The sequence below is a fragment of the Ruegeria sp. AG6 genome, assembly GCF_056541565.1.
In genome coordinates this window covers 803193-817550 of record NZ_JBQFYQ010000001.1, presented here as the reverse complement: position 1 = coordinate 817550, position 14358 = coordinate 803193, and the positions used below count along the sequence as shown (strand labels likewise).

14 protein-coding genes are annotated in these 14358 nt (G+C 58.8%); 3 read left to right on the top strand and 11 right to left on the bottom strand.

The features are described 5' to 3' along the window. Nucleotides 1–44: 44 nt before the first annotated feature. Nucleotides 45–455, top strand: coding sequence for a SufE family protein (locus ACR0I0_RS04045; protein WP_117868838.1), 411 nt, complete (start codon nt 45–47; stop codon nt 453–455). Nucleotides 456–457: 2 nt separating this feature from the next. On the opposite strand, the gene ACR0I0_RS04040 is transcribed toward ACR0I0_RS04045, so the two are convergent. The 3 genes from ACR0I0_RS04040 to ACR0I0_RS04030 form a co-directional block, all read right to left on the bottom strand. Further along, nucleotides 458–1117, bottom strand: a complete 660-nt coding sequence (locus tag ACR0I0_RS04040) for a DUF1638 domain-containing protein (protein WP_480490271.1) — start codon at nt 1115–1117, stop codon at nt 458–460. 77 nt (nt 1118–1194) lie between these two features. Continuing rightward, on the bottom strand, nt 1195–2232 hold the full coding sequence (locus tag ACR0I0_RS04035; protein ID WP_480490270.1) for a Hint domain-containing protein: 1038 nt from the start codon (nt 2230–2232) through the stop codon (nt 1195–1197). 146 nt (nt 2233–2378) lie between these two features. Next, nucleotides 2379–3077: a corrinoid protein gene (locus tag ACR0I0_RS04030; RefSeq protein ID WP_171632198.1), complete on the bottom strand. Its 699-nt coding sequence runs from the start codon at nt 3075–3077 to the stop codon at nt 2379–2381. Between the two features lie 270 nt (nt 3078–3347). Here ACR0I0_RS04030 and ACR0I0_RS04025 point away from each other — a divergent pair, with 270 nt between their 5' ends. After that, nucleotides 3348–4415, top strand: a complete 1068-nt coding sequence (locus ACR0I0_RS04025) for a PA0069 family radical SAM protein (RefSeq protein ID WP_480490268.1) — start codon at nt 3348–3350, stop codon at nt 4413–4415. A gap of 135 nt (nt 4416–4550) precedes the next feature. Here ACR0I0_RS04025 and gltA read toward each other — a convergent pair whose 3' ends face one another. Then, nucleotides 4551–5846 carry a citrate synthase gene (gene gltA / locus ACR0I0_RS04020; protein WP_171632203.1) on the bottom strand — a complete coding sequence of 432 codons (1296 nt, stop codon included), beginning with the start codon at nt 5844–5846 and terminating at the stop codon, nt 4551–4553. Nucleotides 5847–5967: 121 nt separating this feature from the next. Beyond that, nucleotides 5968–7368: a glutamate--tRNA ligase gene (gene gltX, locus ACR0I0_RS04015; RefSeq protein WP_171723201.1), complete on the bottom strand. Its 1401-nt coding sequence runs from the start codon at nt 7366–7368 to the stop codon at nt 5968–5970. Between the two features lie 78 nt (nt 7369–7446). On the opposite strand from gltX, the gene ACR0I0_RS04010 reads away from it, so the two are divergent. Beyond that, on the top strand, nt 7447–9495 hold the full coding sequence (locus ACR0I0_RS04010; protein WP_480490267.1) for a ComEC/Rec2 family competence protein: 2049 nt from the start codon (nt 7447–7449) through the stop codon (nt 9493–9495). Here ACR0I0_RS04010 and lexA read toward each other — a convergent pair. The 6 genes from lexA to ACR0I0_RS03980 form a co-directional block, all read right to left on the bottom strand. Beyond that, nucleotides 9489–10187 carry a transcriptional repressor LexA gene (gene lexA / locus ACR0I0_RS04005; RefSeq protein ID WP_480490265.1) on the bottom strand — a complete coding sequence of 233 codons (699 nt, stop codon included), beginning with the start codon at nt 10185–10187 and terminating at the stop codon, nt 9489–9491. The genes ACR0I0_RS04010 and lexA overlap by 7 nt on opposite strands. Nucleotides 10188–10265: 78 nt before the next feature. Beyond that, entirely contained in the window at nt 10266–11438 is a 1173-nt protein-coding gene (locus ACR0I0_RS04000) for a molybdopterin molybdotransferase MoeA (protein ID WP_480490263.1), read from the bottom strand. Then, nucleotides 11435–11908, bottom strand: a complete 474-nt coding sequence (moaC, locus tag ACR0I0_RS03995) for a cyclic pyranopterin monophosphate synthase MoaC (protein WP_171328258.1) — start codon at nt 11906–11908, stop codon at nt 11435–11437. The genes ACR0I0_RS04000 and moaC overlap by 4 nt, the downstream gene beginning before the upstream one ends. Then, nucleotides 11908–12720 carry an indole-3-glycerol phosphate synthase TrpC gene (gene trpC, locus ACR0I0_RS03990; RefSeq protein WP_171632216.1) on the bottom strand — a complete coding sequence of 271 codons (813 nt, stop codon included), beginning with the start codon at nt 12718–12720 and terminating at the stop codon, nt 11908–11910. Before trpC ends, moaC begins: the two co-directional genes overlap by 1 nt. Continuing rightward, nucleotides 12717–13736, bottom strand: coding sequence for an anthranilate phosphoribosyltransferase (gene trpD, locus ACR0I0_RS03985; RefSeq protein ID WP_171632218.1), 1020 nt, complete (start codon nt 13734–13736; stop codon nt 12717–12719). Before trpD ends, trpC begins: the two co-directional genes overlap by 4 nt. Then, nucleotides 13733–14314: an anthranilate synthase component II gene (locus ACR0I0_RS03980; protein WP_171632221.1), complete on the bottom strand. Its 582-nt coding sequence runs from the start codon at nt 14312–14314 to the stop codon at nt 13733–13735. Before ACR0I0_RS03980 ends, trpD begins: the two co-directional genes overlap by 4 nt. Between the last annotated feature and the right edge of the window lie 44 nt (nt 14315–14358).

Sequence of the window (14358 nt, the reverse complement as noted above, 5' to 3'; positions counted from 1 at the left end):
GGCTTAGGTCACAATTGTGAATGCAAACAAAGGACCACCGCAACATGGCCACGCCCGCCTTTGAAGAGATTGTCGAGGATTTCGAGTTTCTCGAGGATTGGGAAGACCGGTATCGCCATGTCATCGAGCAGGGCAAGGCGATGGAGCCGTTGGACGACGCATTCAAGGTTCCGGCGACAAAAGTCCATGGATGCGCCAGCCAGGTCTGGCTGCATCCGATGATTGAATCCGGCGTCTTCAAGTTCGATGGTGACAGCGATGCACTGATCGTGCGCGGCCTGATCGCTGTTCTTCGGTCCTTGTACAACGGTTTGCCCGTGGCCGAAGTTCCCAAAGTCGATGCGGGGGCTGAACTGGCACGCCTTGGGCTGAACGACCACCTGTCCGCTCAGCGCTCGAACGGCCTGCGGTCGATGATCGAACGCATCCGGCAGGTCGCACAGGAAAACGCCTGATCTCATCTTGGGCGGTTTGCCCAGTCCGACAGCGTGTTTTCCAGATCGCCGTAACCGGTGAACCGGCGTTCGAATTCAAGCCCCATCCGGTCTGCGCATTCGCGCGCGCGCTCCGTCAGCTCTGGGCTGTCGATCTGGGCCTGATAGACAAGTTTGGTGTAATTGCCGAAATACATGTCACGTAGTTCCGGGTGGCGGTCCAGGCCCAGTGGTTTCCAGACAAAGGCGTCGAATTGCCGGGCCAGGAAATCTGTCAGATAGAACGCGGTTGTTTCGTCTTCTCCGCGGTCCTGAAAAGCCTGATTTCCTTCGAAGAAGGAATAGCAATGGGGCCCCTTCACCATTTCGACCCCAAGCTTTTCGCAGGCGGCCTGAAGCAGGCCCCCGGTGCCGCAATCGGCGTAAACGATGTAGATCTTGTCATAATTGCGCTGATGCTTGGCCACGGCGTCTTCCACAGCCTGGGTGATCCGTTCCGGGTGAACGTGCAGGATCGCAGGCAGGCAGGTCAAAGCCATGTGATCCCAGCCATTCCGTGTTTTGATGTCCAGTATTTCGCGCGCAAGAGCGCCGCAGGCAATCAACAGGATGCTTCCCTTGCCCGTATCCTCATAGCCCTTCGTGGTCAGGGCTGCATCATCTGGCAGGGATTCGTTTGACATCGCTTGGCATCCTCCGGGGCTGCTGCCATAGGAGGATGATTGAGGCCGTTGGGCAAGCCCCGATCCGACATCTCATGTCAGGCCGCCGACGCATGCGCTTCGAACGCGGTCAGCAGCGGCCGGGCCAGCGGGCCGTACGCGGCAACACCGTTCAGCGACAGTTCCGGAAACAGCGACAGGATTTCTTGCCGTGCGGCAGACCCGAGACTGTCCCAGATATGCGCGCCGGGATGAAAGCTCTCGCTCAGGCAATCTTCGGCCCAGAGCAGCTCATGCCGGTCGAACAGCAAGTGGATGTAGGTCACCAGCCCTCCGGGCCGCAGTATGATGTCGGACCCGTTCACGAGATGTTTGGCAGGCGCCAGGGCTTCGCAATGTCCGGTGTACAGCTCGAGACGCCAATCCCCAATCAGCATGCGGTGCTGTTGTGACACCAGAAGGTCGCGCGTGTTTCCGATGGCGCCTGCTTTGAAAAGAACAGACGCATGCGGACCCGTTGCCTTGACGGTTCGCCGCCCCATCCATCGCAGGGGTTGCAGCCCATGATCATGGGTTTCAATCCGGTCGCCGACGGACAGGGTTTCAATCGGTCGCACGCCTTGCTCGGTGCGGATCATCGTTCCGGGGGTAAAGCAGGGCACCAGATCCCAATCTTCACGGCGGGATGTCAGGCCTGAATACCGGTTTCCGGCAAGGCTGTTGAGCGTGATCGAGCGGACAGGGCCAGCCTCCAAGGCGGATTGGTCCGAATTGTCCGAGAATTCCGGCATCAGATAGGTGTTGCCATCCACATCCTGCGCCAAAACTGCGGAAATCCTGGCAGTTGATCCGTCAAAATAGGTGATCGTGGCGTTGTAGACCGAAGTGCCATCGAATGTCTGAGGCGGTCCGCCATTGATCGAAAGCCGATCATTGGCCGACATGTTGTTCATGTTGTAGTACGAACCCGGATTGCCGACCGGGCTCCAGGTGACGCTGTTATGAGCCAGCGGATCGTCGGACCCGCCAAAGGTTTTTCCCACAAGCACCGAAGCGTTTTCAGCTGTGTTGTTGCCTTCGAAACTGTCGATATCGGCAAGTTTGCCGAGCGAGATGGCTGTGAACGTAGTCGGCACGAGACCCCCTGGGAATGTGGATGCCTCGTTCTTTTAGACCTGCTTTGGTTTAGAATTGGATAATCCGGATTTTCCGGTGACAAAGCGCTTCGGAATCGAAAAGGCCGCCCGGATCGGACGGCCTTTCAATCAGTATTATTCGGGTCTTAGCCAGCCAGTTGATTGTGCTTGCGGCCCACGAATTCCTTGGCGGTTTCCACTGCAACAGCTGCGTCACGGCAATAGGCATCCGCGCCGATGGCTTTGCCGAACTCTTCATTCAGGGGCGCGCCGCCGACCAAAACGATGTAATCGTCGCGGACGCCCTGTTCGACCATCGTGTCGATGACCACTTTCATGTAAGGCATCGTAGTGGTCAGCAGGGCCGACATACCCAGAATGTCGGGTTGTTCGTTTTCCAACGCTTCCAGGTAGTTTTCGACCGGGTTGTTGATGCCCAGATCGACAACTTCGAAGCCAGCGCCTTCCATCATCATCGAAACAAGGTTCTTGCCGATGTCGTGGATGTCGCCCTTCACGGTGCCGATGACCATCTTGCCGACGCGCGGTGCACCGGTTTCGGCCAACAGCGGCTTGAGAATGGACATGCCGCCCTTCATGGCGTTTGCGGCCAGCAGAACCTCGGGGACAAACAGGATGCCGTCGCGGAAGTCATGGCCCACGATGGTCATACCGCCAACCAGAGCCTTGGTCAGGATGTCATAAGGTGTCCATCCGCGTTCCAGCAGGATATTGGTGGCTTCTTCGATCTCTTCCTTCAGGCCGTCATAGAGATCGTCGAACATCTGCTCGACCAGTTCGTCGTCATTCAATTCGGACAGGACGATGTCTTCTTCGTCGGACATGGGGTATTCCCTGTGCTGGGCGGGCCATCGGCCCGTGGTGGCATTTTTTCCGTTTTGGCCAAAACGTCGCATCGTGACTGTGACGATTGCGACGTCGGTCGTTTCGGGACCGACCTATAGGGCAAAAAATGGGGGGGCTCGATAGAAAAGTCTGCAAGATCATCCTGCGGAGATTTCATCTCGCTTCAATCCATCTGTGATTTGGCGGGGCTTGCGCCAAATTGGCGACAAGCCTATGCTTGCGTTAGAACAAAAAGAGAACAAAATGACATGAGTATCGCGCGGACGATCAAGGCAAGAGGAACAACGACGAACGAAGCTGGTCGGTTTGAATGCTTTGCCACCACGGCCACCGAAGACGGGTGGGACATTGAGGAAGAATTGCCGCCGCTGCGTACCGAGACACGCGAAGAGGTTGCGCGCAGCGCTATTACTTACAACCGATCCCCTGACTTGCCCTTCGATCGGTCGATCAACCCGTACCGGGGATGTGAACATGGTTGCGTTTACTGTTTTGCGCGGCCCAGCCACGCGTATCTTGGGCTATCGGCAGGATTGGATTTCGAAACCCGCCTGATCGCTCGACCCAACATGGGGCGTGTTCTGCGCAAGGAATTGTCCGCCAGATCCTACAAAGTCGCGCCGATTGCAATTGGTACGAATACGGACCCGTATCAGCCGATTGAGAAAAAGCACATGATTACAAGGTCATGCCTTGAGGTTCTGAGTGAGTTCAACCACCCGGTCGCGATCGTCACCAAGGGTACCCTGATAGAGCGGGATCTGGAGTTGCTTGCCGACATGGCAGGCCGGGGACTTGTGCGGGTTGGTATTTCGCTGACCACGTTGGATGCGGAATTGTCCCGCCGAATGGAACCACGGGCGCCGTCGCCCCTTCGGCGGTTGCGCGTGATCCGAACGCTGACGGAAGCGGGCGTTCCGGTGCGCGTCATGACATCACCCATCGTGCCGGGGCTGACGGATCATGAACTGGAAAGCCTTCTGGAGGCCGGGAAAGAGGCTGGTGCGGATGCCGCAAGCTGGATCATGTTGCGCCTGCCTCGCGAAGTATCGCAGCTTTGGCAGGGCTGGCTAGCCGATCATGAGCCATCGCGGTCGGAAAAGGTCATGTCCAAACTGCGGGAAATGCATGGGGGTCGGGACTACGATCCGCGTTGGGGACACAGAATGCGGGGCGAGGGTGAGTATGCCGGGATTATCGCTCAAAGGTTCTTGAAGACCTGCAAACGTCTGGGGCTGTCCATAAAAACGGCCCCGTTGCGTTGCGATTTGTTTGCGGTGCCGCCGCAGCCCGGCGATCAGCTGAGCCTGTTCTGAGGTCATGCGCCCCGGCTTGTTCGGTGCTGTCTTGTGCTGGAAAACACCGGGTCTTCGCGCTCTCATTGCTTCAGCCCAAACAAAAAGACCCCGGCAGTACCGGGGCCTTCGAAACAGATTGCCGTAAGGCGCGTATCAGCGATTTTCGATATCCACGTAATCGCGCAGCGTTTCGCCCAGGTACAGCTGACGCGGGCGGCCGATCTTGTTTTGCGGATCGGCGATCATCTCTTTCCACTGGCTTACCCAGCCAACAGTGCGTGACAGGGCGAAGATCGGCGTGAACATCGAGGTCGGGAAACCCATCGCTTCGAGGATGATGCCCGAATAGAAGTCGACATTCGGGAACAACTTCTTTTCGGCGAAATACGGGTCTTCCAGCGCTTCGCGTTCCAGTTCCTTGGCGACCTGCAGTTTTGGGTTGTTTTCAATGCCTAGCAGATCCAGAACCTCGTCTGCCGATTGCTTCATCACTTTGGCGCGCGGGTCGAAGTTCTTGTAGACGCGGTGGCCAAAGCCCATCAGGCGGAACGGATCGTCTTTGTCCTTGGCCCGGGCGATGTATTCGGGAATGCGATCGACGGTGCCGATCTCTTCCAGCATTTCCAGGCAGGCTTGGTTTGCGCCACCGTGGGCAGGGCCCCAGAGGCAAGCAACACCGGCTGCGATACAGGCAAACGGGTTCGCACCTGAAGATGAGGCCAGACGCACGGTAGATGTCGAGGCGTTTTGCTCATGATCCGCGTGCAGGGTCAAAATCCGGTCCATCGCTCGGCTAAGGATCGGGTTGACCTCATATTCCTCGGCAGGAACGCTGAAACACATGCGCAGGAAGTTCGACGCATAGTCCAGATCGTTGCGCGGATACACGAAAGGCTGACCGGTGTGGTACTTATAGGCCCATGCAGCAATAGTCGGCATCTTGGCGATCAGACGATGCGATGCGATTTCACGCTGCTGCGGGTCCGAGATATCCGTTGAATCGTGATAGAAGGCCGACATCGCGCCGACAACGCCGACCATAATGGCCATTGGGTGCGCGTCGCGGCGGAAACCGCGATAGAAATACTGCATCTGCTCGTGCAGCATGGTGTGGCGTGTGATCGTGGTCTCGAATTTCTCAAGATCCTTTGCCGCCGGCAGTTCTCCGTACAGCAGAAGATAGCAGACTTCGAGGAAATGCGATTTCTCGGCCAGTTGGTCGATCGGATAGCCGCGGTGCAGCAGTTCGCCTTTTTCGCCGTCGATATAGGTGATGGTGCTGTCGCAGCTTGCGGTCGAAGTGAACCCAGGATCGTAGGTGAAGACGCCGGCCTGACCATAAAGCTTGCGGATATCAATGACATCCGGACCAGCAGTCGGAGAATGAACAGGCAACTCATACTCTTTGCCGTGAACGGTCAGAGTGGCTGTTTTGTTGCTATCAGTCATGGTTGTCCCTTCTTCATTCATGCGCACGCCAGAGATACCTCCGGTGATACGGGCAATGACTGCGCGTGGACGCGCAGTCCGGGTGTTAGCGGAGCAGCGTTACCCGTTTATGAAGCTTGGGTTATTTCGCTGCTTCAGAAAGCCGCGCCAGGGTTTCTTCCCGTCCCAGCACAAGCATCATGTCAAAAACCGAAGGCGTAACGGCCCGACCCGCCAGGGCGGCCCTCAGCGGACCGGCCAGCTTGCCGAACTTGAGCTCCTTTGACTCGGCAAAGGAATTCAGTGCCTCCTCCAGTTCGTTCCGCGACCAGCTAGCATTTTGCAGATGCGGCGTCAATTCCGTCAGTATACCATCGGATACAGTTGCCAATGCCTTTGCTGCCTTTTCATCCGGAACGATAGGGCGGCTTGTCAATGCAAAATGAGCCTTTTCAAGCAGTTCCGGGAAGGTGCGCGCCCGGTCCTTGAGGCAATACATCGCACGTTCCAGATCACTGGATTGTGTTTCAGTAAGGGGCGTAAGGTCTGCTGCGGCCAGATACGCCTCGATCTCTTGCCGCAGCGCAGCATCGTCCGAGATTGCGATATGCTGTCCACACAGGTTTTCAAGCTTCTTCAGATCAAACCGCGCAGGGCTTTTGCCGATCCCGTCCAGATCGAACCATTCCTTTGCCTGCGCGTCCGTGAAAAACTCATCGTCGCCATGACTCCAGCCTAGCCGGGCCAGGTAATTGCGCATCCCGGCTGCGGGATAGCCCATGGCCTGATATTCCTGCGCTCCAAGAGCACCATGGCGCTTGGACAGCTTCTTGCCGTCCGGCCCGTGAATCAGCGGGATATGCGCCCAGACCGGAACGTCCCAGCCCATGGCTTCGTAGATCATCATTTGCCGCGCGGCGTTGTTGAGGTGATCGTCGCCGCGGATGACATGGGTGACACCCATGTCGTGATCGTCGACAACGACTGCCAGCATGTAGACGGGTGTTCCGTCCGAGCGCAGAAGAATCATGTCGTCCAACTGGTCATTGCGGATGCTCACATCGCCCTGAACCTGATCGTGGATTACGGTCACCCCGTCCTGAGGCGCCTTGATGCGTATGGCAAAAGGTGCATCCGGATGTGTCGCAGGATCGGCGTCACGCCATGGGCTGCGGAACAGAGTTGATTTCCCTTCGCTGCGCGCCTGGTCCCGGAAAGCCGCGATTTCTTCCTGGGTCGAGAAACACTTGTAGGCCTTGCCCTCGGCCAGCAACTGATGCGCGACCTCGGCGTGACGGGCGGCCCCTTCGAACTGGCTGATCACGTCACCGTCGTGATCAAGGCCAAGCCAGGCCATGCCCTGAAGGATCGCGGCGGTCGCCTCGGGTGTCGAACGTTCGCGATCGGTGTCTTCGATCCGCAGCAGGAATTTGCCGCCCCGACCACGCGCATACAGCCAATTGAACAATGCAGTGCGCGCGCCGCCTATATGCAGGAAACCGGTGGGCGAGGGGGCAAAACGAGTGACGACCTGTTCAGTCATGGTGAGGATTAACCTTTTGGTAACCGTATCTGGCATAGTTTGAAGCCTGTCTAACGAGCCCGAAGGACGGGGGCAACCATGCGTGTTCTTGCACGGGTCGAGGCCGCGCTGCTGCACCAGACAGGCTACCTTTTCCCTTGGACGCCGGTTTTGCTGGCGACGGGGATTGGTCTTTATTTCGGCGTCCGCGTCGAGCCGGATTGGTCAGTTTATGCCGGTCTTGTCTGTCTTGGAATCGCTCTTGTCGCCTTGCGCCGCCGGCTGCCACCGGGGGTGGGAACGTTGGCAATCGGGGGGGCGCTGATCGTTGCCGGTTTCATTCTAGCAGGCGTTCGCGCCCATATGGTGGCAGAACCGGTACTGTCGTGGCGATACTATGGCCCTGTCGAGGGGAGGGTCGTCGCCATGGATCGGTCTGCCTCGGATGCGTTGCGGTTGACGCTTGATCAGGTACGCATAGGGGATGTACCTCAGGAGCGCAGGCCGCAGCGCATCCGTCTTTCCGTTCATGTTCCAACGGGCGCAATCGCACCGGGGCAGCGTATTATGACCACAGGTCATCTTTCGCCGCCGCAGGGCCCGGTCGAGCCCGGAGGTTTCGACTTTCGCCGTCATGCCTGGTTTCAACGATTGGGCGCGGTCGGGTATACCCGCGTCCCGATCATGACCATCGCACCAGCGACCGAAGGGATCGACGGCATTCGGATCACTGCGATCCGCATGGCCATTTCGCAGCGGGTCAGGCAGATCCTGCCCGGTGAAATCGGTGGATTTGCCGCCGCCGTCACCACCGGAGATCGCAGCGGGATGGGGCAGGAGACGCTATCATCCTTGCGGGCGTCCAATCTGGCGCACCTGCTGGCCATTTCCGGGCTTCATATGGGGCTTCTGACAGGCTTCGTATTCGTGGCGTGTCGGTTGGGGCTGTCGTTGTGCCCCCCCGTGGCGTTGCGACTTCCGGTTCGGAAGGTGGCTGCTGTTCTCGCGCTTTGTGCCGCAACCCTTTATCTGTTGTTGTCCGGCGGCAGCGTTGCAACCGAACGGGCCTTTGTCATGGTCAGCGTCATGCTGGGGGCCGTGTTGATCGACCGACGCGCGATTTCGCTGCGTGCGGTTGCTGTTGCCGCCGTAATCGTGCTGGTTCTTCGGCCCGAGTCGCTGCTGAGCCCCGGATTTCAAATGTCTTTCGCCGCAACCACAGCGTTGGTCGCCGTCTTCGGAGCGTTGCGAGAGATGCGCCCGATGCCCGGCCCAAACTGGTTGAAGCCCGTCGTCGGCGTGGTGATGTCATCGGCAATTGCAGGCCTTGCAACAGCCCCCATAGGTGCCGCGCATTTCAATACAATGTCCCATTACGGTCTGCTTGCCAACCTGCTTTCCGTTCCTGTTATGGGCCTTTTTGTCGTGCCCTCCGCCGTCGTTGCGGCGCTTCTGGCCCCGTTTGGACTGGAGGCAATTGCCCTGACCGTCATGGGGTGGGCGTTGCATTGGATCCTTACGGTTTCGGACTGGGTGTCGCACCTTGATGGCGCGCAGGGTTTTGTGGTCAGCCCGCCTTGGTACATCCTGCCCCTAGTCGCATTCGGCGCCTTGTGGATGGCCTTGTGGCAGGGACAAGCACGGTGGGCCGGAGCAGTGCCTGTTGTCCTGGCATTTCTGCTTTGGAACTCGGGGCACAGACCGGATGTCCTGATCGCTGAAAACGGCGGATTGGTGGGGGTCATGACCGACAAGGGGCGGGCCCTCAGCAAAAGCAAAGGCAGCGGGTTTGTCGCCGGTGTTTGGCTTGAAAATGACGGAGACGGTGTTGATCAGATCGAGGCGGCGCTCAGATGGCCGGACAGCGACATCGTGCAACGATACCCGTTGAATGACTTTGAGATCATCCATATCACCGGAAAACGGGCGGCGCGGGTGTTTGATGAATGTCAGGAAAACCAGATCATCATCTCGGCCGTTGCGCTTGCCCTGCAAGGTTCGTGCCGGGTGTTCGATCCGGAACGGTTGTACGAAACCGGCAGCCTGTCGGTTTCGAACGGAAAGTTGACCTCGAGCGCGGACATGACAGGTCATCGGCTTTGGTCCCCGAAACCTGCCGGGGACCGTCATTCCAATCAGGCTCAATAGGTGCGGATCAGTCCGACCAACCGGCCCTGAACCTTGACCTTTTCTTCGGGCAGGACGCGCGTTTCATAAGCCGGGTTTGCAGCCTCAAGCGCGATTGCGTTGCCACGGCGGAAGTACCGCTTGAGGGTCGCTTCCTGATCCTCGACCAAGGCAACCACGATGTCGCCGTTATCCGCGGTCGAGGTTTCCCGGATGACGACCACATCACCGTCATTGATGCCAGCGTCGATCATCGAGTCGCCGCGAACTTCCAATGCATAGTGCTGACCCCGTCCCGAAACCATGGGGCCGGGGACGGCCACGTGATGCGATACATGGCTGATTGCTTCGATGGGAACACCGGCTGCGATCCGGCCCATGACCGGCAGCTCGAGCGCGTCCACCGATACAGGCTCCATATTCGCAGGGCGGGGGCCCTTGGGCCGGTCGCCTTCGATCACACGTGGCGTAAAGCCGGCCGTCGGCTCGCCGCCAAGGCTTTCGGGCAATTTCACGATCTCAATGGCCCGAGCGCGATGGGCAAGGCGGCGGATAAACCCGCGTTCCTCCAGTGCGGTGATCAACCGGTGAATGCCGGATTTCGACCGCAGGTCGAGAGCAGCCTTCATTTCATCAAAACTGGGCGGAACACCGTCCGCCTGCACGCGTTTGTGGATGAATTCCAGCAAATCCAATTGCTTCTTGGTCAGCATCGCTCACACCTCGTCGCTCATGCGTTTTCTTTTGTTCTACGCATGTTCACGTTTTGTGTCAACGAATTTGAGGTTACATCAGATTGGCAGATATTCGACCATTTCCCCGATGTCGCGCGCCGGATCGTGTGGGGCGCGGACCAAAAGCGCGTTGGACTGAGCCAATACGCTGAGCAGGGAACTGTCCTGATCTGCGCAAGCTTCGATACCGGCATCCGTCACCACGGCGCGCATATAATGCTCGCGCGGGCCATTCTCGGGCAAAGGACCACTCAGCCGGGCCGTGAGGAAGGGCGGCAGCACCTGTTCAAGCCCCAGCATCCGGCGCACCATCGGGGCCAGAAACAGATAGCCGCAGACCATGGCACTGACCGGATTGCCCGGCAACCCGACCATCGCCGCGTTGCCGATACGACCGGCCATCAGAGGTTTTCCGGGGCGCATTCGGATCTTGTAGAAGGATTGCTTCATCCCCAACCCCTGCGAGACGTCCGACACGAGGTCATAATCGCCAACCGACGCTCCGCCGATCGTCACGACCAGATCCGCCCCCTGCGCAAGGCCAAAGGCCGTTTCAAGCGACGAAACAGTATCCCGCGCGATTGGAAGCACGCGCACCACAGCCCCCAATCCTTCGAGCATTGCCTTCAGGCCAAATGTGTTCGATGCAATGATCTGATCCGGGCCGGGTTCTTCCCCGGGCATGACCAACTCATCACCAGTCGAGATGAGGGCGATCACGGGTTTGCGCGACACAGGGACGCGAGGGATGTTCATCGCGGCCATCAAGGCCACATCTTCAGCGCGGATCAATCGCGGGGCCGATATGGACATGCCAGCCTTGAAATCCACGCCAGCGGGTCGGATGTTCGTTTTGGCGCCGGGTGTGTCCGTGATCGTCAGAAGATCACCGCGGCGGTCCGTATCCTCTTGAATCACAACGAAATCCGCGCCCTCGGGCACAGGGGCGCCGGTATAGATGCGAACGGCCTGTCCGGGGCCTACAGCGCCCTCAAAACGACGCCCGGCCGCTGACTCGCCCACGACTTTGAACATGGCGTGCAGTTCGACCTCGTCAGATTTGACTGCATAGCCATCCATGGAAGAGGCGGCAAAAGGCGGCTGATCCCGCGTGGCCGTGACATCCCGCGAAAGCACGCGCCCTGCGGACTGGGCCAGTGGTACCTCTTCGGCCGGCAAAGGCCCCACGAGATCGAACAACAGGGCGCGCGCCTCTTCGACAGTAATCATTTCGCCTCGTAACGCCCTGATTTACCGCCATCTTTAAGCAGAACGCGAATGCCGCCTATCTCCATCGCCTTATCGACGGCCTTGGTCATGTCGTATACGGTCAAGGCGGCTGTCGATACGGCGGTCAGCGCTTCCATCTCTACCCCGGTCTGGCCCGAGGTCTTGACGGTGGCCTGGATCCGAACACCCGGCAGGTCCGGGTCAAGAGTCAGCTCGACGGCCACTTTGGTCACCGGCAAAGGATGACACAGCGGAATAAGGTCCGGCGTTTTCTTTGCGCCCATGATGCCAGCCAAGCGGGCAATGCCCAGAACATCGCCTTTCTTGGCGCGACCTTCGGAGATGATTTCAAAAGTTTCCGGCGCCATCCTGATGTGACCTTCGGCAATGGCGACGCGATCTGTCACCTCCTTGTCCGAGACATCGACCATATGTGCCTGACCTTGGGCATCGAAATGGGTCAGTGGCATCACATCACTCCGGGGATCAGCGGGTTTGACAGGATATGGCGCGTTGCCGCTTCCACATCGTCCTGGCGCATCAGGCTTTCTCCGATCAAGAAGCAGCGGGCCCCATAGCGTGCAATGTCCTTCAGGTCGTCTGGTGTACCCAGACCGCTTTCGCACACGATGGTGCGATCGGCGGGCACCAGCTTGGACAGGCGGCGCGTCGTGTCGAGCGTTGTCTCGAAGGTCTTCAGATTGCGGTTGTTGATACCGATCAGCGGACTTTTCAGCTGTGCCGCGCGTTCAAGCTCTGCCTCGTCGTGTACTTCGATCAGAACATCCATATCCCAATCGAATGCAGTGTCTTCCAGTTCAGCCGCCTGATCATCGCTGACCGAGGCCATGATGATCAGAATGCAATCCGCCCCCAGGGCGCGTGCTTCGACCACCTGATACGGGTCGTACATGAAATCCTTGCGCAAGGCGGGCAGGGATGTCGCCTCGCGCGCCTGCGTCAGATACTCTTTTTGACCCTGAAAACTGGGGGTGTCGGTCAGGACGGACAAACATGTCGCGCCACCATCTTCATAAGCCTTTGCAAGAACCGGCGGGTCGAAATCCGGCCGGATCAGTCCTTTGGACGGGCTGGCTTTCTTGACCTCTGCGATCAGGCCATAGCCTTGCCGCGAGGCGTGTTGCAGCGCATTGGCAAAGCCACGAGGTTCCGAGGCGGACCGGGCCTCACTTTCCAGTGTTTCCAGGGATTTCTGCGCTTTGTCCGCCGCGACTTCTTCCAGTTTGTAGGCTTTGATTCTATCCAGAACGGTGTCGGTCATGCGGCTTCCTGTGTCTTGGCGGCCAAGGCCGTAATTTTAATTTTGGCATTGCCACTGTCAATGCTTTCAGCAGCCATGGCCACGCCTTCGCGCAGATCTTTTGCCGCTTCGGCGACGACCAGAGCGGCGGCCGAATTCAGCAGCACCGCGTCACGATACGCAGACGGGGCACCTTCCAGCAAAGCCCGGAACGCAACGGCGTTTTCCTCGGGCGAGCCACCGATGATGTCCTCGAACGGATGCACCGGAAGACCTGCGTCTTCGGGGTGCAGTTCGACCTCTTTCACAATCCCGTCTTCCAGAGCGGCGACCCAGCTGATGCCGGTGATCGTAAGCTCGTCGGTCCCGTCCGAACCATGCACCAGCCAGGCCCGGTCCGAGCCCAGCAGGCCAAGCGTTTCGGCCATCGGGTGGATCAGGTCGCGGCTGAAGGCGCCGGTCAATTGCCGTTTGACGCCGGCAGGGTTGGTCAGGGGGCCAAGAATATTGAAGATCGTGCGCGTTCCCAATTCTTGCCGGGACGGCATCACATGGGCGATGGCAGGGTGGTGCATTGGCGCCATCATGAAGCCGATTCCAACGTCTTTCAGCGCATTTTCAACAACTTGCGGGCCGACCATTACGTTGATACCCATCTGGCCCAATGCGTCCGCCGCGCCGGATTTGGAGCTCAGGTTGCGATTGCCGTGTTTCGCGACCGTGACTCCGGCACCGGCCACGACAAAAGCGGTCGCGGTCGAGATGTTCAGGGTGCCTTTGCCGTCGCCGCCGGTGCCGACGATATCCATCGCCCCCTCGGGTGCGTTCACGGCATTGCATTTCGAACGCATCACGGCGGCTGCCGCGGCGTATTCATCGACCGTCTCACCGCGTGTCCGCATGGCCATCAGCAATCCGCCGATCTGGCTGGGCGTGGCTTCGCCATCGAACAGTATGGCAAAGGCTTTTTCAGCCTCGGCACGTGTCAAAGGACGATCGGCAGCGGCTCCGATCAGCGGTTTCAGCGCGTCGCTCATGCCGGGACTTTCAGTTCTTGCAGGAAGTTTTTGAGAAGGGCGTGACCGTGCTCGGATGCGATGGATTCCGGATGGAACTGCACACCGTGGATCGGCAATTCCTTGTGCTGCAATCCCATGATCGTGCCGTCGTCCAGCTGGGCCGTGATCTCCAGGCAATCGGGCAGGGTCTCGCGCTCGACCACCAGCGAATGGTAGCGCGTTGCCTCAAAGGGTGAGGGCAGCCCGGCAAACAACCCCTTGCCGGTGTGCTTCACCGTGCCCATCTTGCCATGAACGATCTCGTGGCACCGAACCACCTTGCCGCCAAACACCTGGCCTATGGTCTGATGGCCCAGGCAAACCCCCATTAGCGGCGTTTTGGTTTCTGCGGCGGCTTCCGTCAGTGCCAGGCAAATCCCCGCCTGATCCGGGTCGCAGGGGCCGGGGCTCAGCAGTATGCCGGCGGGGTTCATGGCCATCGCTTCCTGCACGTCCAGCGCATCATTTCGGCGAATGACCATTTCGGCACCAAGTTCGCCTAAATAATGTACCAAATTGTAGGTAAACGAGTCGTAGTTGTCGATCAGCAGCAGCATTTGGGCACTTATCTTCGCTTGGGCATTTCGGGCTGGCGATGCAG